Below are 26,643 nucleotides of genomic sequence, written 5' to 3'. Positions count from 1 at the left end.
TCTGCCTCGATTTCGACCGCGACACGCAGTAGCTAGCCACGCCGTCGCTCGATTTGTCACGAAATTTTATATCTGACCAGAACTGTCCATCAACTCCACAAATATTCTCTAGACTGTCCCACTTTTCTCCCTCGAAATGGGCGAATTTCGAGGAATGGGCGGCAAGAATGGGGGTTATCCAAAGCGCTTTACGAAAATACTTTAACCGAGGATGATGACCTTTTGCTCATGTCAGGAAGGTGGGTTCGACCGTGAGTACGCTTCAGCGTGACCCAAGCGACCAGGTACAGATTCTCGACGAAGATGGGAACGTCTTAGAAGGTGCAACCGTCCCCGACCTCGACGACGACACGCTCGTGGACATGTATCGGAACATGATGCTCGCTCGTCGCTTCGACCAGCGGGCGGTCAGCCTCCAGCGCCAGGGCCGGATGGGGACCTATCCCCCGCTCTCCGGTCAGGAGGGCGCACAGATTGGCAGCATCATGGCCCTCGAAGAAGAGGACTGGATGTTCCCCTCCTACCGCGAACACGGGGCCGCCCTCATTCGTGGCCTGCCGCTCAAACAGACGCTCCTCTACTGGATGGGCCACGAGGAGGGCAACCGCCCGCCAGACGACGTGAACATCTTCACCGCCTCCGTCCCAATCGCGACGCAGGTGCTCCACGCTACGGGTGCGGCGTGGGCCTCGAAACTCAAAGGGGAAAAGAAGGCGTTCATCTGCTACTTCGGTGACGGCGCGACCAGCGAGGGCGACTTCCACGAGGGACTCAACTTCGCGGGCGTCTTCGACACGCCGAACGTCTTCTTCTGTAACAACAACCAGTGGGCCATCTCCGTACCCCGCGAACGCCAGACCGCCGCGAAGACCATCGCCCAGAAGGCCGTCGCCTACGGCTTCGAGGGCGTACAGGTGGACGGGATGGACCCGCTCGCGGTCTATCAGGTCACCAAAGACGCCGTGGACAAGGCCAAAGACCCGCAGGGCGAACTTCGTCCGACGCTCATCGAGGCCGTCCAGTATCGCTTCGGGGCGCACACGACGGCGGACGACCCGACCGTCTACCGCGACGACGACGAGGTCGAACGCTGGAAGCAGAAGGACCCGATTCCGCGCTTAGAGAAGTTCCTCCGCAGTCAGGGCCTGCTCGACGACGAGAAAGTCGAATCCATCGAACAAGCCATCGAGGACGACGTCGCAGAGGCCATCGCCGCGGCGGAGGCCGTCGAACGACCGTCGCCCGACGAAATCTTCGCGCACGTCTTCGAGGAGATGCCCGACCGCGTCCGCAGACAGTGGGAGGAGTTCGAACAGCTCCGCGAACAGTACGGCGACGAACAACTTCTGGAGGAATAAATGAGCGACACCCAAAATCTGACGCTTGTACAGGCGGTCCGCGACGGGCTAAAAGGCGAGATGGAACGAGACGACGACGTCATCGTCATGGGCGAAGACGTCGGGAAAAACGGCGGCGTGTTCCGCGCCACGCAGGGCCTCTGGGACCAGTTCGGTGACGACCGCGTCATCGACACGCCGCTCGCAGAGTCTGGCATCGTCGGGTCGGCCATCGGCATGGCCGCCTACGGCATGAAGCCAGTTCCGGAAATCCAGTTCATGGGGTTCATCTACCCCGCCTTCGACCAGATCGTGAGCCACGCCGCACGCCTCCGCACCCGGAGTCGCGGGCGCTACACCTGCCCGATGGTGGTTCGCGCCCCGTACGGCGGCGGCATCCGCGCCCCAGAACACCACTCCGAGTCGAAGGAAGCGTTCTTCGCCCACGAACCAGGCCTGAAGGTCGTCGTCCCCTCGACGCCGTACGACACGAAGGGCCTGCTCGCGAGTGCGATTCGCGACCCAGACCCGGTCATCTTCCTCGAACCGAAACTCATCTACCGCGCCTTCCGCGAGGAAGTGCCAGACGAGACGTACACCGTCCCACTCGGTGAAGCCGCGACCCGGCGCGAAGGAACCGACGTCTCCGTGTTCACGTGGGGTGCGATGACACGACCGACGCTCAAGGCCGCAGACGAACTTTCAGAAGAGGGCATCGACGTGGAAGTCATCGACCTCCGCACGCTCTCGCCGCTCGACGACGATGCCATCATCGAGTCGTTCAAGAAGACCGGCCGCGCGGCCGTCGTCCACGAGGCCCCGCTCACGGGCGGTCTCGGCGGCGAAATCGCCGCGACGATTCAGGAGGAAGCCCTCATCTACCAGGAAGCGCCCGTAAAGCGCATCACCGGCTTCGACACGCCGTTCCCACTCTACGCCCTCGAAAACTACTACCTCCCGCAGGTTGCGCGTATTAAAGAGGGCATCAAGGAGGCCTACGAGTTCTAAGATGGTATACGAATTCAAACTCCCCGACGTCGGGGAAGGACTGACGGAAGCAGAAATCGTAAACTGGCTCGTCTCGGAGGGGGACGAAGTCACCGAAGATATGCCAGTCGCCGAGGCGGAAACTGACAAAGCAGTCGTCGAAATTCCGTCGCCGGTCAACGGCACAGTAAAGGAAATTCTCGCCGAGGCAGGCGAGATGGTTCCAGTTGGCAACGTCATCATCACGTTCAATGTAGAGGGTGAGGAGCCAGCCGAGGAGGAGACAGAAGCAGCGGAACCAGCCGCCGAAGCTGAAGCGGAACCAGAAGCCGACAAGTCCGCCGCGAACGGCGAGTCCTCGGCCAAGGGTGGCCGCATCTTCGCCGCGCCGAGCGCTCGCCGGCTCGCCCGGGAACTGGGCGTGGACATCGGGAGCGTCGCCGGGTCCGGCCCGAGCGGCCGCGTGACCGAACAGGACGTTCGAGCAGCCGCAGAAGGTGGCGACGACGGCGCACAAGCCGCCGCGGAGCCAGCCGCAGAATCCGATGCTGAGGAACCAGCGCCAGCACCCGAGACCACCGAATCGGCAGGCTCGGGTGGCACACAGCAGGCATCCGTCTCGATGCAGAAGGCGGACCGCGACCGGACGCTCGCCGCGCCTGCGACGCGCAAACTTGCCGCTGACCTCGGCGTGGACCTGAACGCCGTGCCCGAGGTCGAACAGCGCGAGGGCCAGTCGTTCGTGACCGCAGACGCCGTCCAGCAGTTCGCCGAGGCGCAGACGGAAGCACAACAGGCCGACGTGGCGGCGCTCGGAACGACCTCGAAAGAGGACGAGCGCGTGCCGTATCGCGGCATTCGACGCACCATCGGTCGGCAGATGGAGAAGTCGAAGTACACCGCCCCGCACGTCACCCACCACGACGAAATCGACGTGACGGAACTCGTCGAAACGCGCGCAGACCTCAAGGAGGAAGCCGAGAAGCGCGGCGTGAAACTCACCTACATGCCGTTCGTGATGAAGGCCGTCGTCGCCGGGCTAAAGGAGTTCCCGTACATGAACTCCATGCTCGACGAGGACGCAGAGGAAATCGTCCTCAAGAAGGACTACAACATCGGTATCGCCGTCGCCACGGACGCCGGCCTCATGGTGCCAGTCGTGAAAGGGGTAGACCAGAAGGGGATGCTCCAAATTTCGACGGACATGAACGAACTCGTCGGCAAAGCGCGTGACCGCTCCATCGAGCGCAGCGACATGCAGGGTGGCACGTTCACCATCACGAACTTCGGCGCGATTGGCGGCGAGTACGCGACGCCCATCATCAACGTTCCCGAAGTCGCCATCCTCGGGCTCGGCGCAATCAAGGAAAAGCCACGCGTCGTCGACGGCGAAGTCGTCCCACGGCACGTGATGACGATTTCGCTGTCGATCGACCACCGTATCATCGACGGGGCAGTCGCGGCACAGTTTGCCAACACGGTGAAGAACTATCTCGAAAACCCCGCACTACTACTACTCGAATAAATGGTCGTTGGAGACATCGCAACTGGAACGGACGTATTGGTAATCGGTGCGGGACCAGGCGGCTACGTCGCCGCCATCCGCGCCGGACAGCTCGGCTTAGACGTGACGATGGTCGAGAAGAACGCCTACGGCGGGACCTGCCTGAACTACGGCTGTATCCCCTCGAAGGCGCTCATCTCGGCGACCGACGTCGCGCACAACGCCGCGAACGCAGAGGACATGGGCATTCACGCGGACCCCGTCGTCGATATGCAGGGCATGGTCGCCTGGAAAGACGGCGTCGTCGACCAGCTCACCGGCGGCGTCGAGAAGCTGATGAAAGCAAACGGCGTGAACCTGATGCAGGGCACCGCCGAGTTCGCCGGCGAGAACACCGTCCGCGTCGCCCACGGCGGCGAGGGACAGGGCTCTGAGTCCATCGAATTCGACTCCTGTATCATCGCGACTGGCTCGCGGCCCTTCCAGATTCCGGGCTTCGAGTTCGACGGCGAACACGTGCTCAGTTCGCGCGAGGCACTCGCACTCGACGAGATTCCGGAGAAACTCGTCGTGGTCGGCGCGGGCTACATCGGGATGGAACTTTCGACGGTATTCGCAAAACTCGGCACCGACGTGACAATCGTCGAAATGCTCGACGACGCCCTTCCCGGCTACGAGACAGACGTCGCTCGCGTGGTCAAGAAGAAGGCAGAAGCACTCGGCATCGAGTTCCACTTCGGCGAGGCCGCAAAGGAGTGGCGCGAGGAGGCAGACGGCATGACCGTCGTCACCGAGAACGAGGACGGCGAACAGTCCGAATTCAAGGCCGACAAGACGCTCGTCGCCGTCGGTCGTTCCCCGGTCACCGACACGCTCAACCTCGAAGCCGTCGGCCTCGAACCGAACGAGAAGGGCTTCCTCGAAACCGACGAGCAGTGTCGCACCGACGTGGGCCACATCTACGCCATCGGCGACGTCGCTGGCGAGCCAATGCTCGCCCACAAGGCCTCGAAAGAGGGCCACGTCGCCGCCGAAGTCATCGCCGGCGAGCCATCGGCACTCGACTATCAGGCCATCCCCGCTGCCGTGTTCACCGACCCGGAGATTGGGACGGTCGGCATGACACAGGAGGAGGCGAGCGAAGCAGGCTTCGACGTGGCCGTCGGCAAGTTCCCGTTCACCGCGAGCGGGCGTGCCCTCTCGACGGGACACACCGACGGCTTCGTCCGCGTCGTCGCAGACGAGGAGTCCGGCTTCATCCTCGGCGCGCAAATCGTGGGCCCAGAGGCCTCCGAACTCATCGCCGAACTCGCCCTCGCCATCGAGATGGGCGCGACCATAGAAGACCTGACCGCGACGATTCACACCCACCCGACGCTCGCAGAAGCCGTGATGGAAGCCGCCGCCAACGCGAAAGGCGAGGCTATCCACACGCTGAACCGGTAACGCTCGGGTCGCTTTTTACACGCTGTGACGACATTTTTGCTGACTGGGGACCTACAGGTCTAGTATGGTCGAATCGGTCTGGCTGCGACGGGGCGTCAGCATCGTCGTCGGCGTGCTCGTCGGATTTGTCGTCGGCGTCGCCGTAACCGCGTGGCTCGAAGCGGTCGTCTGGCCGTCGCTGTTCGTCGGTATTCCGGCGGCAGTCGTCACCAGCATCGTCGTGGGGGCGGTGGTCTACGCCGTCCTTTCGAGGCGGACGGCGCGAGTGTAGCGCGGAGCGAAAGGTTCGCGATGGCGACAGACGCGCACCAGCGTTAAATCCCAGTCTGACGTATGTTGTACCCGAGGGTCTCGGGGTAGACCCAGTGGTTTCCAATGGCAATGCGAAAATACAACCCGTTCGACGAGCTCGAAGAGATGTTCGACCGCATGAGCCGCCAGTTCGAGGACATGCCTCGACGCGGCATGATGGGCATGTCCCAGATCATGGTGGACGTAGAGGAGCGCGACGAGGACTTCGTCCTCACCGCGGACCTGCCCGGCTTCACTCGCGAGGACATCCACCTCTCGGTGCTCGGTGACCGCGTCACCATCAAAGCCGAACACGAGGAATCGATGGACGAAGAAGACACGAACTACGTTCGCAAAGAGCGACGCCACCGCACGGTTCGCCGCTCGCTGCACCTTCCAGAGGACGTGGACGGCGACAAGGCCAAAGCGTCCTACAAGAACGGCGTCCTCTCGGTGACGCTGCCGAAGATGGAAGGCACGTCGAAGGGCAAGCAGATTAACATCGACTGAGTCGGTTTTTGCTCGTGGGACCCCCAGGTCCCGCGAGGCTATCAGACACCTGCGAGCGTCAGGTATGGGAGTTCTTTTACCTTCGCCACCTGAAGCACAGTACATGGATTACGACCCCCGCACAGTCGAGGGGAAGTGGCGCGAGCAGTGGGCCGAGGCGGGCCTGTACGAAGCCACCCCTGACGACCGAGAGGAGGCGACGTTCATCACGGTGCCGTATCCGTATCCGAGCGGCGGGATGCACATCGGACACGCCCGGACCTACACCGTCCCGGACGTGTACGCCCGGTTCCGACGCCAGCAGGGCGACAACGTGCTGTTCCCCATCGCGTGGCACGTCACGGGCACGCCCATCATCGGTGCCGTCGAGCGGTTGAAGAAGGGCGAGGAGAAGCAACTGTCCGTCCTACGCGACACCTACAACGTCCCCGAGGAGACGTTGAAAGATTTGGAGACGCCGATGGGCTTTGCCCGCTACTTCATCGAAGAGCACTACAAGAAGAACATGAAGGCGCTCGGCCTGTCGGTCGACTGGCGTCGTGAGTTCACGACGAACGACGAGCGCTACTCGAAGTTCATCACCTGGCAGTACGAGACGCTGCGCGAGCGCGGCCTGCTGGAGAAGGGCCTGCACCCGGTCAAGTTCTGTACGAACGAGATGAACCCGGTGACGACTCACGACCTGCTAGAGGGCGAAAACGCCGAGTTCCAGGAGTACACGCTGGTCAAGTTCGAGCAGGGCGATACCGTCCTGCCGATGGCGACGCTGCGTCCGGAGACGGTGTACGGCGTCACGAACGCTTACGTCCAGCCAGACGGCGAGTACCGTCGGGCGACGGTCGACGGCGAGGAGTGGGTCGTCTCCGCCGAGGCTGTCGAGAAGCTGCGCTTACAGGAGCGCGACGTAGAGGTCGTCGAAGAGCTGACGGGCGAGGACCTGATCGGAACGCGCGTCACGAACCCCGTGACCGACGAGGACGTGCTCATCCTGCCCGCCGACTTCGTGGACACGGACAACGCGACGGGCGTCGTCATGTCCGTGCCGGCTCACAGCCCGGACGACTGGGTGGCGCTAGCGGAGGCGAAAGCCGACACAGAACGCATGGAAGCGTTCGGCATCGACCCCGCGGAAGTGCAGGCAATCGAGCCACGCGCAATCCTGACCGTCGAAGATTACGGCGAGTTCCCGGCGAAGGACGCCGTCGAAGCTCACGGTATCACGTCTCCGGACGACCCGGCACTGGAAAAGGCCACCAAGGAGGTCTACAACCGCGAGTTCCACGCCGGGAAGCTGAACGACATGTACGGTGAGTACGCCGGCGAAATCGTCGAACACGTCCGCGAGGACCTGAAGGCCGACTACCAGAGTCGTGGGGCCTTCGACGCGATGTACGAGTTCTCAGAGGAGGTTATCTGTCGTTGTGGCGGCGAAGTCGAAGTCGCGAAACAGGACACGTGGTTCCTGCGCTACAACGACGAAGACTGGAAGCAAAAGACCAAGGAGACCATCGCGAATCTGGACGCGATTCCGGAGAGCACCCGCGAGCAGTACCTGCACACGGTCGATTGGCTGAACGAGTGGCCGTGCATCCGCAATTACGGACTGGGAACCCGCCTGCCGTGGGACAAAGACTTCGTCATCGAGCCGCTGTCGGACTCGACCATCTACATGGCGTACTACACCATCGCCCATCGCATCGATGACGTGCCGACGGAGGACCTCACGCCCGAGTTCTTCGACACGCTATTGCTGGGTGAAGGTGACGACGAGACGGCACTCGACCTGCGCGAAGAGTGGGACTATTGGTACCCGGTGGACTACCGCTGTTCGGGCAACGACCTGATTTCGAACCACCTGACGTTCTACCTGTTCCACCACGCAGAGCTGTTCGAGCCGCCAAAACAGCCACAGGGCATCACCATCATGGGGATGGGCCTGCTCGAAGGCGACAAGATGTCCTCATCGAAGGGGCACGTCGTCCTGCCAGCAGACGCCATCGAGAAGTACGGCGCGGACACCGTCCGCCTGTTCTTGCTGAACTCAGCCGAACCGTGGCAGGACTACGACTGGCGAGCAGACCAGGTGGAGTCCACCCGCAACCAGTTAGACCGCTTCTGGTCTCGCGCCCAGGACATCATCGAGGGCGACGAAGGCGAGAAAGACCTGAAGCACATCGACACGTGGCTGCTGGCGAAACTGCAGGACACCATCCAGACGACGACCGACGCCCTCTCGAACTTCGAGACGCGAACGGCGAGTCAGGCAGCGTTCTACAGCTTCGAAGAGAGTCTACGCTGGTATCGCCGCCGCGCCGACTTAGACCGGCCGGGCGCGAAGTGGACGCTGCGCAAGGTGCTGGAGACGCGCCTGCGCTTGCTGGCTCCCATCATTCCGTTCGCGACGAACGAACTGCACGAGCAACTGACCGGGAAGTCGGTCGAGGAGTCGCCGTGGCCCGAGGTCGAAGCCGAGTTCGTGAGCACGGAGACGGAAGTGCGCGAACAGTTGGTCGAGCGTCTGACCGACGACATCCAGGACATCATCAACGTCACCGACTCCAGCCCGGAGACGATTCGCATCTACACCGCCGCAGACTGGAAGTACACCGTCTTCGACACCGTCGTCGAAACCGGCACGAACGTCGGACAGGTGATGGGCACAGTCATGCAGAACGAGGAACTGCGCGAGAAAGGCAACCAGGTGAACGACCTGGTCCAGAGCCTCGTCGAGGTCGTCCGCGGGCGCGACGACGACGTCCTCGACGCGATGGCCGAACTGGACGAGACGGACGTCTACGAGGACGCCGCCCGCTTCTTCAGCGCGGAGTTCGACGCGAACATCGAAATCTACCGCGAGGGCGAAGCCGCCGTCGACCCCGCAGACAAGGCTCGCCTCGCAGAGCCATTCCGGCCAGCGATTCACCTAGAATAAGCCGGCAAGCAGAGATACGCCGGAAATCCAGACGATAGGCGCGATTTCATTCTTTTACAGCGCGATTAGTAGGGCATGAGTGATAGCGAAACCGCACAACAAGAGACCCCGGTCCTTTCAGACGACCTCAAATCGGTCTACCGCACCGTGACCGAACCGATGGGAATGCACGGAAACAACGAGATGAGCTTGCTCGGCCTCATCTGGTTCGGGCTGCTCGTGGTCCTCCTCATTCCGCTCGCGCCGTTTATCGCCCTCGTCTGGGTGATTGGCTACCTGCGCGAGCGACTCCTCTCGACAGAGGAAGTGGACCTGCAGGTCCGCGACCAGATTCGAGCGAGAGAACGAGCGCGCAGACGGCAGGGCCGTCCGGGCTAATCGCGGTTATCGAAGCGACGTGCCGATGAGGTCGAACGGATAGCCGTTGTTGTTCTCGTCTGCGTGTTCGTAGACGACGTGTGCGGCGGCGACGTCCTGAATCGCGAGGCCCGTGGAGTCGAAGACGGTGAGGCCGTCTGCGTCAGTGCGGCCTTCCTTTTTGCCGACGACGATTTCGCCAATCTGGCCGTAGATGTCCTCGTCCGTGAGGACGCCCTCGTGGAACGGGACGTTGATTTCGCCCGAGTGGGTCGTCTGGTCGTAGTCGTCGATGACGAGTTTCGAGTCGAGTAGAATCTCGTCTGCGAGTTCGTGTTTGCCCTCTGCGTCTGCACCCATCGCGTTGATGTGGGTGTGCTCGCCAACGGCCTCGCGGGAGACGATTGGGGATTCGACGGGCGTGACCGTCGAGAGAATGTCACACTTCGCAGCCTCCTCAATGGAGCCTGCGCGAACGTCGAAGCGGTCGTCGAAGGCGTCGATGAAGTCGGCGACGGCCTCCTCGTCTAAGTCCGAGATGATGACCGTCTCGATGTCGCGAATCTCGCTGATGGCTTCGAGTTGCGTGTACGACTGGACGCCCGCGCCGACGAGGCCCATGGAGGTCGCGTCTTCGACGGCGAGGTGGTCGGTGGCGACGGCGGCGGCCGCGCCCGTGCGCTTCATCGTGAGTTCCGTCCCGTCCATGATGGCAAGCGGGAAGGCGTTCTCCGGGTCCGAGTAGACCATTGTGCCCATGACCGTCGGCAGGCCGAACTTGTCGCGGTTGTCGGGGTGGACGTTGACCCACTTGATGCCCGCGGCGTCCCAGCCGTCTGCTTTGATGTAGGCCGGCATCGACCGGAAGTCACCGTTGTACTGTGGCAGGTCGATGTAGGACTTTGCGGGCATCTGCGCGTCGCCACGCTCGTAGGCCGCGAAGGCGTCCTCGATGGCCTGGATGAGTTCCGACATCTGCGTGTTCTCGTCGACTGCCTCCCGATTGAGCAGCAAGGTTTCCATGGAGGCGATTTTTGCGCCCGGAACTTAGTTCCATCTTTCCGCGTTTCCCACAGAGAACGCAGGAAACGTCCAGATTCACCTTCGCAGGTTGACCAAAAAGCCTATTCCGGGGGGTCGAATCGTCTCATATAATGCACAGGTCCTCCCTCGTAAGTATCCTCTGTGGACTGCTGGTCGTCACCGCCGGGTGTACCGGTTTGACAGGCAGTGAGCCAACGCAGGATGTCTCTGCGACGCCCGCCGACGTGCCGGAAGACGAACACGCAGCAATGTCGTGTACCGTAATGGAAGGTGCCGAATCTTCGAACGACCTCTCTTCGAAACCCCCCAACGCACCAGCAGACAACACATCGTACCCTCCAGGCGTCTCTGAACAGGGCGTCGAAGATAGTTGGGCACTGGTCAAATCCCATCTGCACGCTGCCCCAAATGGGTCGTTCGAACTGACTGCTAGTCACAAAGAAGTGAAACGCGATGACTACGGGAGTTCAGTCAAACACTGGTCTCAACACGTGACCGCAAACACGACCAACGGGATGTTTCTCCTGAATCGAACCAATGTTCGGAACAACAAAACAGTTCAGTGGACGACCTATCAGAATCAGACGAAACTGTTCTGGCGGTCGGTCGGCGAAAACAAGACACTGTGTCACGTACTCCCCGCGGACTCCAATCTCACGGTTGGTGGGTTCGTCGATAACGAGGAGTTCTCGATAATCTCGCAGGCCGGAGATTGGAACGTAACCCGCATCGACGGGACTGAAGACCAGTTCCGCCTCCAGTCGAATTCGCTCAAAGAGGACTCGTGGTTAAAAGACCCAAACTCGTCAGTTTCAGCGTCGAATCTCACCATCGACATGGTCGTGCGGTCCGACGGGACGATTCTCGAATATCGCTACTCGATAGAGAAGACGAGACCGGAATTCGGAGAGACAACGCGAGTTATCACTGAGTACGAGCTTTTCAACCTCGGCGAACACGTCTCCATCGAGGAACCGGACTGGGTTTCAGAAGTGAACGTAACGAGTGAGCGAACAACCGACGGACAGGCGACTACCGCGTCGAGTTGAGAACGGTAATGAGACATTTCGTAGCCGCCGTCGCCGTTTCGTTCCTTCTGGTGACCGCCGGGTGTAGCGGAATTCTTGGTGGTAGTGACCTGTCCGCTGACATCTCCGCGACGCCGGTTGCCGTACCGAGCGACCCGACGTGGCCGCCCGGTGTCAATGAAACGAGTGTTTCCAATGTGACCGCACTCATGACTGGACACAGAGATGCCCTTTCGAATCAGGCGGCGGTAATTCACATAGAGCGAACGACCACCCAGTTGTGCGAGGGGCAGGCCGCACCCCACGGCGACGCAGACACCTGTGAGAATGCGACGATTATCAGGGATGGGTTCTCCGAAGGGAAGTACAGCGCCAATCACAGTCATCACTCGGCCCGTGGCTACACCTTCGCGAATTCGACGCACATGGAGAGAGCGCGCACCTCACACTATCGCACCTACGGTGAGGGCGAGCAACTGTACATCAACCAAACGCACAATGGCAACTCGTCCTACCAAGTCGTCTACGACCAGTACGATTCGTCTGCAGACCCAGACGAACCCTCGCTCCCACAAATGCTCCGGCAGGACCGGGTTGCGGAGATTCTCGAACAGATGGAGGTCGTCGATGTGACGGTGATTCAAGAATCGCCGCAGAAACGGTATCGAATCACCGCCCGTGGCTTCGAAGACTCCCGTGAGATTCTGGAGCGGTACGATGCCAACGACATCAAATCGAGTCAGCTGTCGATGGTTGTCACAGAAACGGGTGCGATTCTATCCTCCGAGTACTCCTACACCCTTGTTCACGACGAAGGGCCGCGACAGTACGAGTACGCTGCAACCCTCGAGTATCCGGATACCCTGTCCCCCGTTAAACCGGACTGGATTTCGACGATGAACGGGGTCGACATGCCACCGGGACTGAACACGTCGGGAATCTCGAACAGTTCTGCCTTGACAACCGCCCACGAATCAGCACTTGCCAATCAGTCGGCCACGATTCACTATTCGAGCGGTCGAGAGGGGGCCCAGTCAGTCGTCGTTGGGCCGAACGCAGACCAGTTCCGACTCGTAACGCGCTCTCCAGGCGGCGTCCGGGAAATCGCTTCGAATGGGTCTGCAACGTACGCGTTCAACGGGAGCGAAGGCTATCAAGTTCAGCAGGTTGACAATCCAGAACAGGCGCGTTCGAACCTGACTCACGGCGAATTCGTCTCTCGTGTCCTGCACACTGCAGAGGAAGCAGCTGCGCTTCGAGTGAGAGGCGAAAATGTCCGGACCGAAAGTCCGGTGTACTACCTGTCCGGCACCATCGAGGGGAACGAAACGTCCCTCGAGCCGGCGATAAACGGGTCGGTAGAGGAGATACGGTTTAGAGCAGAGGTCACATCGAACGGCCTCGTCCGCCATGCGTATCTATACTACACCGTGGCGGAAGATGGGGAAAGGGACAGATACAGGGAGAGCGTTTGGTTCGGAAATGTCGGAAACACCACTGTCTCGGAACCGCCGTGGTGGGGTGAAGGCACGTGGCTGGTCGGGAAGAACGCGACTGGGCAACGCGAGCTTGTAGACAGTCACGAGGCTTCGCTCGAAAACCGGTCCCTGACAATCTACGCGACGAGTCAGACAGAGTCACAAACTGACAGTGGACAGTTCTTGTTCGAATCGTCCACTCGACGCGAAGGACGAATTGCGGCGAATGGGTCGCACTATCGGGTGGACATCCAGCGCTACAATCAGTCTGCGAACGGGACGACCAGAGATCGTGTGGTCGCGTGGGCAAACGGGTCTGCACGGTTCGAACGAACCAATGTGGACAGAGATAGCTACGAGTACACACTGGTTCGTGACGAGCAAGGGAACGTCGCAGACCCAGCCGCTTTGCTGCAGGTCGAACGTATCGATGGCGACGATATCGAGCTGCTCCTTTCCACGATTGAGGTGGACTCGATTTCCGCACACAATCGTGGGACGAGCGGAGATACACTCACCGTCGACTACCGATTGTCTGGCCACAATGTAACCGACCGAGCAGCCTTCGAAGCGTGGACTGGTCACGAAAATGTGTCAGCCCTTTCCATGGAGATGACGGTCCGCGATGGCGTTGTCAGGGAGTACCGACTCGATTACGATACCACTGAAAACGGGACGACCGACCGTATATCACGAGAGGTGAGAATGCACAATATCGGACGGACCGAGGTCCCGTTTCCTGAATGGGTCGAAACAGCGAGAGAACGGACGAACAAATCCACATGAGACGAGTGATTCCAGCGGTTCTCGTTGCCGTGCTCCTCACGACGGCCGGTTGCAGCGGTTTGATGGGCGACGAACCGACGGAAGACGTTTCGGCGACACCCATGGACGTGCCCGAGGACCCTACCTACCCGCCGGGTGTCACCGAGAATGGTGTCGAGAGCGTGAGCACCCTCCTCCATGCGCACAAAGAAGCCCTCGCGAAGCAGTCGGTGACGTTCCATCAGGAGACGACGGCGACGCGCATCTGCTCGCGAGTCAACGCCTCCGACGGCGAGGCATTCAGTTGTGAGAATTCGAGTTTCATGTACGACGGGTTCATTCACGGCCAATACCTCGAAAACAGGAGTCACTTTCTGACCCACACCCGCTCTGAGTCGGCAACGATTTACGACGACTACACCGTCCGCTCGTACGCAGACGGTGAGCGTGTCTACGTCAATCAGACGCGGTCTGATAACTCGACCTACCGAATCGCGTACGGCCCAGACGGCGAACCCACCGACCCGCGCAAGATGATGTTCGTCAATCTGGACAAGGAGGGCGTACTCACGAACTACCTCCACACGATGAACGTCGTGTCAGTCGAACGGATTCAGGACTCCCCGACGGAGCTGTATCGAATCACTGCTCGGGACTTCGAGAAGGAAGACCAGTTCACGAACGACCGCGGGTACGAAGCAGTTTCTGATGGCCGTCTCTCGCTCGTCGTCGCCGAGACCGGCGCGATTCAGTCGTACAACGTCACCTACACCTTCACCGACGAGAAAGGGCGCGTCCGGTTCGAGCAGACAGTGACGTACTCCGACTGGGGCAACACGACCATCGAGGAACCGGATTGGCTCTCCAAGGTAAACGAGTCAGACGCTCAGCGGCCGGAGAGTCATACAGCAACCGCGACGGAGGAGGGACGGTGATGCGTCGCATCGTCGCCACAGTTGCGGTTTTCGTGCTTCTCGTGTCGGCGGGGTGTAGCGGCATCACGGGCGACGAACCCGAACAGGAGTTCTCCGCGACGCCGGTAGACGTGCCGACGGACGAACCGACGCCTACGCCCGAGCCAATCGTTCCCGGCATCGGAGCGGAGGGCGTGTTCGACGCCGACTGGGTGGTTCAGTCTCACGAAGCGGCACTGGCTGGGCAGTCGGTGACCCTCCACGTCGAAGAGAATCATCGACTTCCCGGCGAACGCAGCGCGCACGTCGCGTCGTCGTGGGCGTTCGTCGGGGCCGACCGAGAGCGGTTCCATCTGGTCCAGCAGATTGGTGTGGCAGCGGAGCGAAACAGAACCCTCGTCGAATACGCCTCGAACGGGTCTTCGACGTACGAACTGAGCGAGCAGGCGAACTTCACCATCCGGAACGTCGGTGAGGGCACACCTCCACAGGTCCAGAAAGCGACGTACGGTGAACTGCTTCGCATCCTGTTCTCGTCGGTCGAAATGGACGCCCCACAACAAACCTGGGAAAATGGCGAAGTGTTGTATCAGGTCAGAGGGCGCACGCTCGCCGACGAGCAGGCGTTCGAGGAGTGGGCTGGCGCCGAGAACGTGACGAGCGTGTACGTGAACGCCAAGATTACCGAGGACGGGTTCGTCCGCGCCCTGCAACTGCGATACGTCGTGGCGCATCCGGACGGAAAGATCGTGTTCAACAAGCAACTCACCTACTCCGACGTCGGTGGCACTGAAGTCACGCTCCCGCCGTGGTGGGGGCAAGACCTGTGGCTCATCGGTGAGAACAGCGGTGGCGAGGCCGCACTCGGCAAGCGAAGCGTCGCCGCACTCGAGAACAAATCGATAACGGTTCGATGGTCCAAAGACGTGCTCGATAACGCCTCCGACTATCGGTCGCGCCTTTCGTCCGTACACCTTTACGGAACCCTCGGCGCGAATCGCGACCGATACCGGACGAGAGTGTACATCAACAACTCCACCGAACAGGTCGACTTCGAGGCGTTCTCGAACGGCACCGTTCGAATCGAACGCCGGGTGACGCGCGACACGGAGAACGTCACCGTTGCCTCCGACGAGGCAGGGAATCCAATCGACCCGGCCGCCGCGAGACGAGTTCGGCAACTGTCCGTCGCCGAGGCGGAGACGCTGCTTTCTGCCATCGAGTTCGAGGATGTCATCGTAGACACGAACGCCGAACCGGGCGAAGGACCGGGGCCGCGGTACATCTTCGTTGGGCGCGCTGTTGGAGATGAACAGGCAATGCGGGAATGGACCGGGTACGACAACGTCTCCAACGTCTCAGCAAGTGTGTCAATTGCAGCGTCCGGCGCGATTCGTGGATACAGGCTCGAATACACCATCCACCGAAACGGCCAGTCGGATGGGGTGAGCGAGACGTACTACGTCCACGGCGTCGACGAAGTACAAGTCGACGCTCCATACTGGGCGAATCAGACAACAGAGCCGGATTCAGCAGCATGAGACGACTACTATCGACAATTTTGGTGGCACTACTCCTCACCACTGCTGGCTGTAGCGGCATCCTTCCCGGCCAATCCGAACCGACAGCGGACATCTCTGCGACGCCGGTACCGGTTCCGGGTAATGGTTCGTACCCGCCCGGTTCACAGCACGTCGATATCGCTGACAACGTCTCGTATCCGCCGGGCGTGACGGAAGCGGGGCTCGAAAACGGGGTCGCCCTCCGCGAAGCGAACGCTGACTGGATTTCCGGAAAACGATACACGGTCGTTCGAACGGTGATTCGGGAGCGAACCCAGTCAGCTGAATTCGACAAAACTGAAACGAGGCTGGAAATCGCCAACAACACCTCCTTCTACCTCCAGCGGACGACCTACTGGGACGAGTCACAGACCATGCTCCGTGCGCATTCGCTCTGGGCGACCGGTGACAAAATCTACGAACACGAGGTAGAGGGGAATCAGACAGAGACCGACGTCGTACACGACGGAATCGTCCATCCAACGGGAGAGCGAACGATAGACGGGATTGCCGAAGAGGAACTCGCTCTGCTCCTCTCTACGAACGGAAACGTGACCGTCGAACCGGCTTCAGTCACGATAAATGGGGAACAAGCCTTCGTCCTCACCGGCAAGCAAATTTCAGAAGACGATTTCTTCGACAGCCCACAGTACCTCACTGAGACTGACGGGTTCGCGATTGAGAACGTCACTATCCGAGTGCTGGTGACGAGTGAGGGGAAAATTTGGTCATACCACTACGCACTCTTTGGAGAGCGAGACGGGGAATCGTACACCGAGCGCGCGACGGTCGAGTACAAACACGTCGGGCAGGGGCGCGTTCACGAACCCCACTGGGCTGACGAACTCAACGGAACTGACAGCGATTCCACTCAGGAAGCGGCGTCGGCGTAGAAAAACGGTCGAAACGCGATTCGTTCAGCGGTCAGGTGTGGGAGATGGGCTGAGAGCCGATTTTTACATCATGCCGCCCATGCCGCCCATACCGCCCATGCCGCCACCCATGCCACCGCCGCCCGGTGGCATTTCCTCGTCGCCGCCCTTGTTGGTGGAGAGGTCACCAGCGGCGATGATGTCGTCAATTTTGAGGACGAGGTTCGCGGCCTCGGTGGCACTGGAAATTGCCTGCTCCTTCGCGTGGGCTGGCTCGACGATGCCTGCCTCGAAGGTGTCTTCGATTTCGCTCGTGAAGACGTTCAGGCCAGCGCGCTTCTCACCGGACTCGTGGGCTGCACGGAGGTCGACGAGCGTGTCGATGGAGTCGAGACCAGCGTTCTCGGCGAGGACGCGTGGCACGAGTTCGAGGGAGTCTGCGAACGCCTCGACGGCGAGCTGCTCGCGGCCGCTCACGGAGTCAGCGTACTTGCGCAGGCGGCTTGCGAGTTCGACTTCGATTGCGCCGCCGCCGGCGAGGACGCGGCCGTCGGAGACGGTCTGTGCGACGACGTCGAGTGCGTCGGTGATGCCGCGTTCGAGTTCGTCGACGACGTGTTTCGTGGAGCCGCGGAGCAGCAGGGTGACACCGTGGGCTTCGCCTTCGCCTTCGACGTAGAACAGTTCGTCTGCCTCGTCGCGGCGGATGGTGCCCTTGCCGAGGTCCGATTTCTCGACGCTGTCTAAGTCGGAGACGATGGACGCGCCGAGGACCTCTTTCAGGAACTCGATGTCGGACTTCTTCGTGCGGCGGATGGCGAGGATGCCTTCCTTCGCGAGGTAGTGCTGTGCGAGGTCGTCGATGCCCTTCTGGCAGAAGACGACGTCAGCGCCGACGTCTTTGATCTGTTTGACCTTCTTTTTCAGCTGGGCTTCCTCGTTGTCGATGAACTGCTGAAGCTGAGATGGGTCCGTGATAGAGACCTCGGTGTCGACGTTGGCCTCCTCGATTTCGATGGCTTCCTTGAGCAGGAGGATGTTCCCGTCCTGGACTTCTTTCGGCATCGAGTCGTGGACTGGGTCCTTGTCGATGGCGGCACCGCGGAGGAGTTCGGACTCGCCTGCGGCGCGACCGGTCTGGGTTTCGATGTTGATGAAGTCGAGGTCGACGACGTTCTCGCCTTCGTCGTTCTCGACCGTGACCTGGCGGACGGCGTCGACGATAATCTTGCTGAGGACGTCCTTGTTGAGCTCTGCGCCTTTGCCGGTCATGGAGGTCTCAGCGACCTTGCGAAGCAGGTCTTCGTCGTCGGTGTCGACGCGCTCTGCGATGTCGTCGATTTCCTTGCGGGCCTGCTGGCTCGCGAGGTGGAAGCCCTTGATGATGGCCGTCGGGTGGATGTCCTGTTCGAGGAGGTCCTCTGCGTTCTTGAGGAGTTCACCGGTGACGGCGACGGCGGTGGTCGTCCCGTCGCCTGCCTCGTCTTCCTGCGTTTCGGCGACCTCGATAATCATCTCGGCCGTCGGGTTGTTGATGTCCATCTCTTTGAGGATGGTGACGCCGTCGTTCGTGATGGTGACGTCGCCCATCGAATCGACGAGCATCTTGTCCATCCCTTTCGGGCCGAGTGTGGAGCGTACGGCATCAGCAACTGCACGGGCTGCGCGGATGTTGTGCGCCTGTGCGTCGCGGTCCTTCATTCGCTGTGAATCTTCGCCGAGGATGATCATCGGCTGACCCTGCATTCGCTGACTCATAATCAAGAGCGACTATAATTGTGATTCTACATAAATGCTTTGATTTCCGCTCCGGCCAATTTCCCACACAGTACGCCCGCTGACGCCTGAAACCACCAGAAAGAGCAGTCTCGTTGGAGAGGGTGTGACGGAGACCCACACGACGTGGACGTTCTGTTCGTTCGTTCTTTAAATACAATCTACTAGCCACAGGTCTTCGAAACCATCGACCACCTCGAAACGGCAGTCGAAGCACTCGCTCGCACGATGTAACCTATTGGCTCAGAAACAGGTATTTCTCCTCGCTTCGCCATCCCACTACCAATGGAAAATCGCAGGCGGACGGTGGTCGCGGTGGCCATCGCGGTGCTCTCGATTCTCGGTGCGGCAGTGGTTGCGGGGAGCAGTGCGACGGTAAGCGAGACACAGACCGACCAACAGCTCGTCACGCGGAGCGTCAACGGCGCAACGAACGGTCTCGATGGTCGACTCTACCTCTACGTCGAAGGTGAGCGCGAGGCAGATTCGCTCAGAGCTGCGCTCACGGAAGCGTTTGGCGACCGCGGCGTCGAGGTGCTCGAACTCGAAACTCTCGCGGACACGCACGATGCACCCGTGCTTGCAGTGTTCGCTGAGGAGCCGACAATTCGCTACGCCCCCGGCGAGTCTGTCGGCACGGTGCGATGGGCGCTCTCCTACTCCGCCGCCGGTAACGCCACCCAACTCGCGGCAGTACGCGCAGACCCGACCGCTGGCGTCACCCTGTCCGCGTCGAACCCGTTCGTTCGCACCGGAACGTTCGAAACCCGTGATACCACGAGGGGAGTGTTCTCGCTCCCAACCTATCGCATTCACCTCGCGGACGTCATCGGAACGACAACTGCAGACGCGGTTTTTGCACCCTGACCGGCAAATATTTTCTCTCCTGTGGAAAGAATTAAAATAACATGAAATAAACCAGATAACTATATATTCCTCTCAGCCTTATTAGTGTTCGATGAAAACCCCCATTCGATCCCCTCTTCGCCTCGGGTTAACGCTTCTATTGCTGTTCAACGCGGCGAACGTCGCTGCGTTCAACGCCGTCGAGAGCGATACCGAGACGGAAAGTGTCTTGATTACGAGTAACACTATCGGTGTTGACAACTTGCTCGACGACCGGCTCTATCTCTACGTCGAGGGTGACGTTCGTGATGCGGCGATGCTCCGAGTCGCGCTCACGGAAGCATTCGCCGCAGAAGGCGTGACCACCGTCCCGGTCGATTCGCTCGACGGTCGATTCGATGCCCCCGTTCTCGCCGTTTTCTGTGACGAGGTAGCCCTCGAGTACTCTCCCATCCGTTCGAACTCGAAAGTCGATTGGCAACTGTACTACTCCGCGACGGGCAACGCGGCACAACTCGCCACGCTCCGTGCAGACAACTTCGCCCCCATCGACCTGACCGACGCTGACCCGTACGTCAGCTTCGGGCTGTTCACCACCTACGACGTGACGACGGGCATCTTCACGCTCCCGAGCTACAGAACCCACATCACCGACGAGATGGCCGCTGAAGCCGTTCGCAACGTCGAGATTGCGCAGGCTTAGGCTTCATTCGCGATGTAGACGCCAATCCAGCCGCCAATCGCGCTCAGAACAATCGAGTACGCAACACCGAACAGGACGATAATCCAGAAGAGGAAGCCAAACAGCAGGCCACCGCCCGTCTCGCCGACGCTGAACGCGCCGATGGAGAGGAATCCGAAGATGAAGAACACGATGAGAATGAACGGAATCGCGGCGATTGCGCCAGCGAGTGCACCCACTTTGAGTCCTTCGTCTTTCTGCAGGTAGCCTGCTACGCCGCCGCCGAGGACCGGCGACAGCGGAATCCACGAGAGAACGACACCGATTACCGCCCCGATGAGTGCGTTAACCCAGATATTCTGCTCTGCCATGCCACCAGATTGACCCCGCGGGGAGAATAGTCTATTGGATGATGTGTTTTCAAATCCCATCAGAAAGCGTTTCCCAACGCAACGGGTCCGCAGCGCGACGAGACGCGCTGCTCAGAAGTGTTGCGTTGGAGAAAACGCCAGGACTGGGATTTGAACCCAGAATCCCGAAAGGGAACACGCTTTCCAGGCGTGCGCCTTACCGTTCGGCCATCCTGGCTCGCGTCCGAGACTATCCCCGTGACGCGTTTAAGTCCTTCTTTTTCAGTCGGCGAGTGTCGGTTCGGCGAGGTAGGTCACTACCGTTGCACCGACGCCGACGACGAGGGCCACGGCGAACTTCACGAGCAGGTCCACGGGTTGCCCGGCGACCAGTTCGTAGGCCTGTAGGAGGACCAGAAACGACAGCGCGCCGATGACGCCCCAGAGCAGACTGGCCTTCGTCCGTGGGTTCATGGACGTGGTCGTAGGCTGCGTTTGCGAGTCGAGCGACGAACCGACGACACGCTCACTCCTCGACGGAGGCGATGGCTTCGATTTCGACGTCGACGCCCTTTGGCAGGTTGGCGACTTCGACTGCGCTGCGGGCCGGCGGTTCGTCGTCGAAGTACGTCGCGTACGTGTCGTTCATCGCCGTGAAGTCGTCGATGTCGTTCAGAAACACTGAGACTTTGAGCACGTCGCTCATCTCCGCGCCGGCTTCCGCGAGGACGGCGGTGAGGTTGTCGAGACACTGCTCTGCCTGCACGTCGATAGGTTCGTCGTCTAAGAGTTCGCCCTCCGGCGTGAGTGGAATCTGCCCGGCGGTAAACACGAGCGAGCCGTTCGTCGTTGCCTGGCTGTACGCGCCGACGGCCTCGGGAGCCTCGTCGGTGTGGATGATTCGCTTCATACCCCGAGAGGCACGCCGAGTGTGATAAAACTGCATGAGATGGGTCCACCCGGCGAACGTTGAAGGGGGCTGTCTGTCAACCATCCACCGAGGACAGATGACAGACGACTACGAGATTACACCGCCCGAACTGACCGCAGACCGGATTCTCACCCTCTCAGACCCGCGTTTTTCCGACGACTCTGTCGCCATCGTCACCGGGGCCGCATCCGGCATCGGCCGCGCGACTGCGGTGGCACTCGCGAAAAACGGCCTCACCGTCGTCGCCACCGACATGGACGAGGACGGTCTCGCAGAGACGGTGGCGGTCGCAGACGAGGTCGATGCACCCGGCCCTGTCGAGACGGTGGACGTGAACCTCACCGACGACGCCGAGGTGGAGGCACTCGTGGAGACGGCCGCCGAGCTGGGACAGTTGCGCTACGTCGCGAACATCGCGGGTCTCCAGCACATCGCCAGCATCGAGAACTTCCCGATGGAGACGTACGACCTGATGCAGAACGTGATGGTTCGTGCGCCCTTCCTGCTCACGAAACTCGCCTTCCCCCACATCCGCGAGGCAGACGACGGCGTCGGCGCAATCGCCAACATGGCCTCGGTCCACGGTCACCTGGCGACGAAGGACAAGCCCTCCTACATCATGACGAAGTTCGCCCTGCGCGGGCTGACGCAGGCCATCGCCGCCGAGGGCGAGGGGCGGATTCGCAGTTTCAGCGTGAGTACCGCCTACGTCAAGACGCCGCTCGTGACGAATCAGGTGCCGGACACGGCCCGCGAGCGCGGTATCAGCGAGCGCGAAGTCGTCGAAGACGTGATGCTCGGCCACAGTCGGGTAAAGGAGATGATGGAGCCGGTGGACGTAGCGAACCTGTTCACGTTCGGCTTCTCGCAGTACGGCCAGCATCTGGACGGTGGGGACCTGCGCTGGGACGGCGGCATGACGCTCACGTATGAGTAAGCGCGTCGCCATCGCCTGTCAGGGCGGAGGGAGTCATACGGCGTTCACCGGGGGCGTCCTCAAGGGAATACTGGACGAGGACCCAGACGTGGACATCGTGGGCTTCTCGGGAACCTCGGGTGGGGCCGTGTCGGCGCTCGCCGCGTGGTACGGACTGCTCACGGAGGGGCCCAAGAAAGCCTGTCGCCTCATCGACGCCCTCTGGGGGGACATCGCCGCCAATCCCGGCGTCGACCGCTGGGTCAACAGTTCGATGGTCGCGTGGACGCGAGCGGGCAACAGCGGCCTCCCGATTCCCGAGGTCAGCCCCTACCAGCATCCGTTCTCCGACTGGGGCCACAATCAGTTGCGCGCCACGCTAGAGCAGTTCATCGACTTCGAGCGCATCCCCGACCTGCTCGAAGCGGACAGCCCCGAACTCGTCGTCGGGACGGTGAACGTGAACGCGGGCGAGTTCGAGACGTTCGCCGACGAGGAGATTACGGTCGAAGCCATGCTCGCCTCAACCGCCCTGCCGACGCTGTTCCCGGCCGTCGAGATTCATGGTCACAGCCACTGGGACGGCCTGTTCAGTCAAAATCCACCGATTCACGACCTGTTGACCAACGGCACGAAACCGGACGAAATCTGGGTCGTCCAGATAAACCCGCAGACCCGAGAAACGGAGCCAAAATCGCTCCTCGAAATTCACGACCGGCGCAACGAACTCGCGGGGAACATCTCGATGAATCAGGAACTGCGCTTCATCCACACGGTAAACGAGTGGATAGAGGCGGGTCACCTGCCGAGAGAACACTACAACGTCGTCCGCACGCGGAAAATCATGTTCAACAGAGACCTCCACGCCGCGTCGAAACTCGACCGTTCGTCCGACTTCCTCGCGGAGTTGCTCGAACTGGGCGAGCGACGCGGGCGCAGCTTTATCGATCAGATGAGGACGTCCACTTCGTAGTCGTTCTGCTCTAAGGCCGCGAGTACCTCGGCGACGTGGTCGTGGCCCCGCGTCTCCAAGTCGATTTCGACCTCCGCTGCGTTCATCGCGAGGTCACGCGAGGTCCGGTCGTGCTGGATGGCGTAGATGTTCGCCTTCTCCGCGGCGATGACCTCGATGAGGCGTTCGAGCGCGCCCGGTCGGTCTTTGAGCACCGTTCGAATCTTCAGATAGCGACCGGTCTCGACGAGGCCGCGCATGATGACGGTCGTGAGGACGTTCAGGTCGATGTTTCCGCCACACAGCGCCGGGACGATGACCTCGCCCTCCTCGTAGTCGAACTTCTCAGAGAGCAACGCGGCGAGTGGAACCGCCCCGGCCCCCTCGACGAGCGTCTTGCCGCGTTCGAGCAGCGAGATGAGCGCGACGGCGATTTCCGAGTCGGAGACCGTGACCACCTCGTCTACGCGCTCCTGGATGACCTCGAACGTCTGCTGGCCGACGCTCCGAGTGGCGATACCGTCGGCGATGGTGTCGACGCTGTCTAGCTCCTGGACGGACCCCTTTTCGAGCGACTGGGCGACGCTCGATGCGCCCTCCGCCTGCACGCCGATGACGCGGATGTCCGGGTTCTTCGCCTTGAGTGCCGTGGCGATGCCCGCAATGAGGCCGCCGCCGCCGATACCGACCACGACGGTTTCGACCTCCGGGAGGTCGTCGTAAATTTCGAGGCCGATGGTTCCCTGCCCGGCCATCACCGTCTCGTCGTCGAAGGCGTGGACGTAACAGCGCCCTTCCTCGCGCTCGATTTCGTGGGCTTTCTCTGCCGCTTCGTCGTAGTCTGCGCCGTGCAGGACGACTTCTGCGCCGTAGGCGCGGGTGGCCTTGACCTTTGAGATGGGAGCGTACTCGGGCATCACGATTTTCGAATCGACCCCGTTTCGCGTGGCGGCGAGTGCGACGCCCTGTGCGTGGTTGCCCGCGCTCGCGGTGACGACGCCCGCTTCCTTCTCCGCAGGCGAGAGCGTCGCGATGCGGTTCGATGCGCCGCGAATCTTGAACGACCCGGTCCGCTGGAAGGTTTCGAGTTTGAGGTGGACCTGCGCACCGGTTATGTCCGAGAAGGTGTGAGAGTAGTCGAGCGGTGTGTGGCGAGCGACCGCCTCGACCCGCTCTCGGGCCTCGAGTACGTCAGAAAGTTCGAGCATACCTCCGAGTTGCTGTTGCGCCGCATTAATCGTTTACGTGTAACTCAGGGCGATGAAGTAGGGGGATCGGGACGAGCATCCCAGGGGATGGGGGGCTGTCCCAAAGCGTATGACTGCGTCTGGATGACAGCAGGGAGACCATATAAATGATTGGGAGGTAGAGTGAAAGTGAAACCGGACGACTGCAGCGGGTTCGAGCGGGCGTCAGACGCTCGTCGGCCGGACGTCATGCTGGCGTATCTGCAGGGAATTGTTTGTCAGCCGACACTATTCGCGAGGTCGAACCTGAATCGGTTTTTCCTGGAGATAGCGGGTGACACGCGCCTCGAACGACCCGCTCCCGGGCCACTCGACGGGTTCGGAGACGGCGAGTCGCTCCGGGTCGCCGACGTACAGCGCGATGTCCCGGTCAGGCCCGGGGACGTCTACGCGGACGTACAGGCCGCTCTCGACGCCCTCGTAGGCGTCGAGTGAGCGGATGTCGGCGGTTCGCAGTAGCTTGCCCTCCACCTCGCTGCCCGGTGCCGGACCGAGCGTCAGGTAGTTGCCCGAGACCACTTTGAGCCCTTCGAGCACCGCGTCGCCGACGAACTCGTAGCTCGATACGACGTCTTCGACGGTCTTTCGCTCGGTCAGCGTTCCGTACACGAACACATCCATGGCCGGGGCTATGGCGGCGGATGGTTTGCCAGTTGTGGCTCGAAAATCGAGGGCGTCAGGCGATTATCGCTCGTCGAGCGGCGTGACCGTCAGGTCCTTCTCGCCGACGTAGCGAGAGCGCGGGCGGATGAGGCGGTTGTCCTCGTACTGTTCTAAGACGTGGGCAATCCAGCCACCGGCGCGGGACATCGCGAAGATGGGGGTGTAGATATCGATTGGGATGCCCATCTGGTAGTAGGTCGTCGCGGAGTAGAAGTCCACGTTGGGCGCGAGGCCCTTCTCGTCGCTCACGTACTCCTCGATGGCGACGGAGTAGTCGTACCACTTCATGTCCCCTGCGGCCTCGCCGAGGGATTCAGACTGCTCGCCGAGAATCTTCGCACGTGGATCTTTCACGTTGTAGACGCGGTGGCCGAATCCGGGGACGCGACGGCCGTTTTCGAGGGCGTCTTTGACCCACTGAGTCGGCTCCTTGCCGCTCTCGTCTACCTCTTTGAGCATCTTCATCACGTTCGCGTTGGCTCCGCCGTGGAGGCCGCCTGCGAGCGTGCCGATTGCGCTCGTGATGGCGCTGTGGAGGTCGGTAAGCGTGGAGGCCGTGACCATCGCGGAGAACGTAGAGGCGTTCAGGCCGTGGTCTGCGTGGAGCACGAGCGCCTGGTCGAACACGTCTTCTTTGACCTCGTCCGGTTCCTCGTCGTTCAGCATGTAGAGGAAGTTCGCCGCGTGCGAGAGGTCCTGGCGTGGTTCGACGGGGTCGTTACCGTTGCGGATGCGGTTGTACGCCGCGAGGATGGTCGGAATCTTCGCCGTGATGCGACGGGCCTTGCGGAGGTTGGCGTCGTAGTCGGTCGGGTCGACGTCGTCCTCGGCGTCTGGGTCGTACGCGGAGAGGGCGGAGACGAGCGTTCGAAGGGCCGCCATCGGCTGTTCGTCCTGTTCTGCGAGTTCGCGAATCTCGGCCATGAGGCCGTCCGCGATTTCGCGCTCGGTCGCCATCGCGTCGGCGAATTCGGCGAGTTCGTCCTCGGTCGGCAAATCGCCGTGCCAGAGGAGGTAGAGTACTTCTTCGTAGCTTGTATTTCGAGCGAGGTCCTCGATTGTATAGCCACGATAGACGAGTTTGCCGGCGTCGCCGTCGATAAACGAAAGTGACGACTCAGCGACAAGCACGCCTTCTAGCCCTTTCTTGAGCTCGTCAGACATACCGTGTCACTAGCTTACCTGCCGGGAAAAACATTATTGTTCGCCCGCATTCTGCCGACGGCTCCGGGCAACGTTTTTTGCCGGTGGCG

The 26,643-nt window shown here is 61.1% G+C and carries 25 protein-coding genes and 1 tRNA gene; 17 read left to right on the top strand and 9 right to left on the bottom strand.

Annotated features, from left to right (window positions below):
- Positions 1-251: 251 nt before the first annotated feature.
- The 8 genes from pdhA to P0648_RS02885 all read left to right on the top strand — a co-directional run bounded on the left by pdhA (position 252) and on the right by P0648_RS02885 (position 9,385).
- Positions 252-1,358: a pyruvate dehydrogenase (acetyl-transferring) E1 component subunit alpha gene (gene pdhA, locus P0648_RS02920; RefSeq protein ID WP_277505153.1), complete on the top strand. Its 1,107-nt coding sequence runs from the start codon at positions 252-254 to the stop codon at positions 1,356-1,358.
- Positions 1,359-2,345 (top strand): alpha-ketoacid dehydrogenase subunit beta, encoded by a 987-nt coding sequence (locus tag P0648_RS02915; RefSeq protein ID WP_276245739.1) that lies wholly within the window; start codon positions 1,359-1,361, stop codon positions 2,343-2,345.
- 1 nt (position 2,346) lies between these two features.
- Positions 2,347-3,849: a 2-oxo acid dehydrogenase subunit E2 gene (locus P0648_RS02910; RefSeq protein ID WP_277505150.1), complete on the top strand. Its 1,503-nt coding sequence runs from the start codon at positions 2,347-2,349 to the stop codon at positions 3,847-3,849.
- Positions 3,850-5,274, top strand: a complete 1,425-nt coding sequence (gene lpdA / locus P0648_RS02905; protein WP_277505148.1) for a dihydrolipoyl dehydrogenase — start codon at positions 3,850-3,852, stop codon at positions 5,272-5,274. It abuts the gene before it with no gap.
- Positions 5,275-5,338: 64 nt separating this feature from the next.
- On the top strand, positions 5,339-5,545 hold the full coding sequence (locus P0648_RS02900; protein ID WP_276274608.1) for a hypothetical protein: 207 nt from the start codon (positions 5,339-5,341) through the stop codon (positions 5,543-5,545).
- Positions 5,546-5,649: 104 nt separating this feature from the next.
- Complete coding sequence (locus P0648_RS02895; RefSeq protein WP_276245743.1) at positions 5,650-6,075, top strand: Hsp20/alpha crystallin family protein; 426 nt, start codon at positions 5,650-5,652, stop codon at positions 6,073-6,075.
- A gap of 103 nt (positions 6,076-6,178) precedes the next feature.
- Positions 6,179-9,007 carry a leucine--tRNA ligase gene (gene leuS / locus P0648_RS02890; protein ID WP_277505147.1) on the top strand — a complete coding sequence of 943 codons (2,829 nt, stop codon included), beginning with the start codon at positions 6,179-6,181 and terminating at the stop codon, positions 9,005-9,007.
- Between the two features lie 75 nt (positions 9,008-9,082).
- Positions 9,083-9,385, top strand: a complete 303-nt coding sequence (locus P0648_RS02885; RefSeq protein ID WP_276245745.1) for a hypothetical protein — start codon at positions 9,083-9,085, stop codon at positions 9,383-9,385.
- 6 nt (positions 9,386-9,391) lie between these two features.
- Here P0648_RS02885 and P0648_RS02880 read toward each other — a convergent pair whose 3' ends face one another.
- Positions 9,392-10,387: an ornithine cyclodeaminase family protein gene (locus tag P0648_RS02880; protein WP_276245746.1), complete on the bottom strand. Its 996-nt coding sequence runs from the start codon at positions 10,385-10,387 to the stop codon at positions 9,392-9,394.
- Positions 10,388-10,518: 131 nt separating this feature from the next.
- On the opposite strand from P0648_RS02880, the gene P0648_RS02875 reads away from it, so the two are divergent.
- From P0648_RS02875 to P0648_RS02855, 5 genes are read left to right on the top strand one after another with little or no spacing between them, the layout of a single operon-like run.
- Positions 10,519-11,457, top strand: coding sequence for a hypothetical protein (locus tag P0648_RS02875; RefSeq protein ID WP_277505145.1), 939 nt, complete (start codon positions 10,519-10,521; stop codon positions 11,455-11,457).
- Between the two features lie 8 nt (positions 11,458-11,465).
- Positions 11,466-13,700 (top strand): hypothetical protein, encoded by a 2,235-nt coding sequence (locus tag P0648_RS02870; protein WP_277505144.1) that lies wholly within the window; start codon positions 11,466-11,468, stop codon positions 13,698-13,700.
- On the top strand, positions 13,697-14,614 hold the full coding sequence (locus P0648_RS02865; RefSeq protein ID WP_276274610.1) for a hypothetical protein: 918 nt from the start codon (positions 13,697-13,699) through the stop codon (positions 14,612-14,614). Before P0648_RS02870 ends, P0648_RS02865 begins: the two co-directional genes overlap by 4 nt.
- Positions 14,614-16,134, top strand: a complete 1,521-nt coding sequence (locus tag P0648_RS02860) for a hypothetical protein (protein ID WP_277505141.1) — start codon at positions 14,614-14,616, stop codon at positions 16,132-16,134. Before P0648_RS02865 ends, P0648_RS02860 begins: the two co-directional genes overlap by 1 nt.
- Positions 16,135-16,157: 23 nt before the next feature.
- Positions 16,158-17,048, top strand: a complete 891-nt coding sequence (locus P0648_RS02855; protein ID WP_276274612.1) for a hypothetical protein — start codon at positions 16,158-16,160, stop codon at positions 17,046-17,048.
- A gap of 63 nt (positions 17,049-17,111) precedes the next feature.
- On the opposite strand, the gene thsB is transcribed toward P0648_RS02855, so the two are convergent.
- Positions 17,112-18,785, bottom strand: a complete 1,674-nt coding sequence (gene thsB, locus P0648_RS02850; RefSeq protein ID WP_369685306.1) for a thermosome subunit beta — start codon at positions 18,783-18,785, stop codon at positions 17,112-17,114.
- Between the two features lie 303 nt (positions 18,786-19,088).
- On the opposite strand from thsB, the gene P0648_RS02845 reads away from it, so the two are divergent.
- Positions 19,089-19,670: a hypothetical protein gene (locus P0648_RS02845; RefSeq protein ID WP_276245752.1), complete on the top strand. Its 582-nt coding sequence runs from the start codon at positions 19,089-19,091 to the stop codon at positions 19,668-19,670.
- A 91-nt stretch (positions 19,671-19,761) separates the two neighbouring features.
- Positions 19,762-20,352: a hypothetical protein gene (locus tag P0648_RS02840; RefSeq protein ID WP_276245753.1), complete on the top strand. Its 591-nt coding sequence runs from the start codon at positions 19,762-19,764 to the stop codon at positions 20,350-20,352.
- On the opposite strand, the gene P0648_RS02835 is transcribed toward P0648_RS02840, so the two are convergent.
- The 4 genes from P0648_RS02835 to P0648_RS02820 form a co-directional block, all read right to left on the bottom strand.
- Complete coding sequence (locus P0648_RS02835; RefSeq protein ID WP_276245754.1) at positions 20,349-20,702, bottom strand: DUF5518 domain-containing protein; 354 nt, start codon at positions 20,700-20,702, stop codon at positions 20,349-20,351. The genes P0648_RS02840 and P0648_RS02835 overlap by 4 nt on opposite strands.
- Positions 20,703-20,837: 135 nt before the next feature.
- A tRNA-Ser gene (locus P0648_RS02830) sits at positions 20,838-20,919 on the bottom strand.
- 44 nt (positions 20,920-20,963) lie between these two features.
- Positions 20,964-21,155: a hypothetical protein gene (locus P0648_RS02825; RefSeq protein ID WP_276245755.1), complete on the bottom strand. Its 192-nt coding sequence runs from the start codon at positions 21,153-21,155 to the stop codon at positions 20,964-20,966.
- A gap of 52 nt (positions 21,156-21,207) precedes the next feature.
- A complete protein-coding gene (locus P0648_RS02820) occupies positions 21,208-21,591 on the bottom strand; it encodes a Rid family detoxifying hydrolase (protein WP_276245756.1) in 384 nt (127 codons plus the stop codon).
- A gap of 97 nt (positions 21,592-21,688) precedes the next feature.
- Here P0648_RS02820 and P0648_RS02815 point away from each other — a divergent pair, with 97 nt between their 5' ends.
- Both P0648_RS02815 and P0648_RS02810 read left to right on the top strand, forming a co-directional pair.
- A complete protein-coding gene (locus tag P0648_RS02815; RefSeq protein WP_276245757.1) occupies positions 21,689-22,549 on the top strand; it encodes an SDR family NAD(P)-dependent oxidoreductase in 861 nt (286 codons plus the stop codon).
- Positions 22,542-23,501, top strand: coding sequence for a patatin-like phospholipase family protein (locus P0648_RS02810; protein ID WP_277505136.1), 960 nt, complete (start codon positions 22,542-22,544; stop codon positions 23,499-23,501). The genes P0648_RS02815 and P0648_RS02810 overlap by 8 nt, the downstream gene beginning before the upstream one ends.
- Here P0648_RS02810 and ilvA read toward each other — a convergent pair.
- The 3 genes from ilvA to citZ all read right to left on the bottom strand — a co-directional run bounded on the left by ilvA (position 23,477) and on the right by citZ (position 26,554).
- Positions 23,477-24,688, bottom strand: coding sequence for a threonine ammonia-lyase (ilvA, locus tag P0648_RS02805; RefSeq protein ID WP_276245759.1), 1,212 nt, complete (start codon positions 24,686-24,688; stop codon positions 23,477-23,479). The genes P0648_RS02810 and ilvA overlap by 25 nt on opposite strands.
- 267 nt (positions 24,689-24,955) lie before the next feature.
- The gene (locus P0648_RS02800; protein WP_277505134.1) at positions 24,956-25,348 is read right to left on the bottom strand and encodes a gamma-glutamylcyclotransferase family protein; all 393 of its coding nucleotides are present in this window, start codon (positions 25,346-25,348) and stop codon (positions 24,956-24,958) included.
- A 63-nt stretch (positions 25,349-25,411) separates the two neighbouring features.
- A complete protein-coding gene (gene citZ, locus P0648_RS02795; protein ID WP_276245761.1) occupies positions 25,412-26,554 on the bottom strand; it encodes a citrate synthase in 1,143 nt (380 codons plus the stop codon).
- Positions 26,555-26,643: the final 89 nt, after the last annotated feature.

Origin of the sequence: Haladaptatus sp. DYSN1 (assembly GCF_029489995.1) — an archaeon.
Classification (GTDB): domain Archaea; phylum Halobacteriota; class Halobacteria; order Halobacteriales; family Halococcaceae; genus QDMS2.
This window is presented reverse-complemented; position numbering and strand designations above follow the sequence as displayed.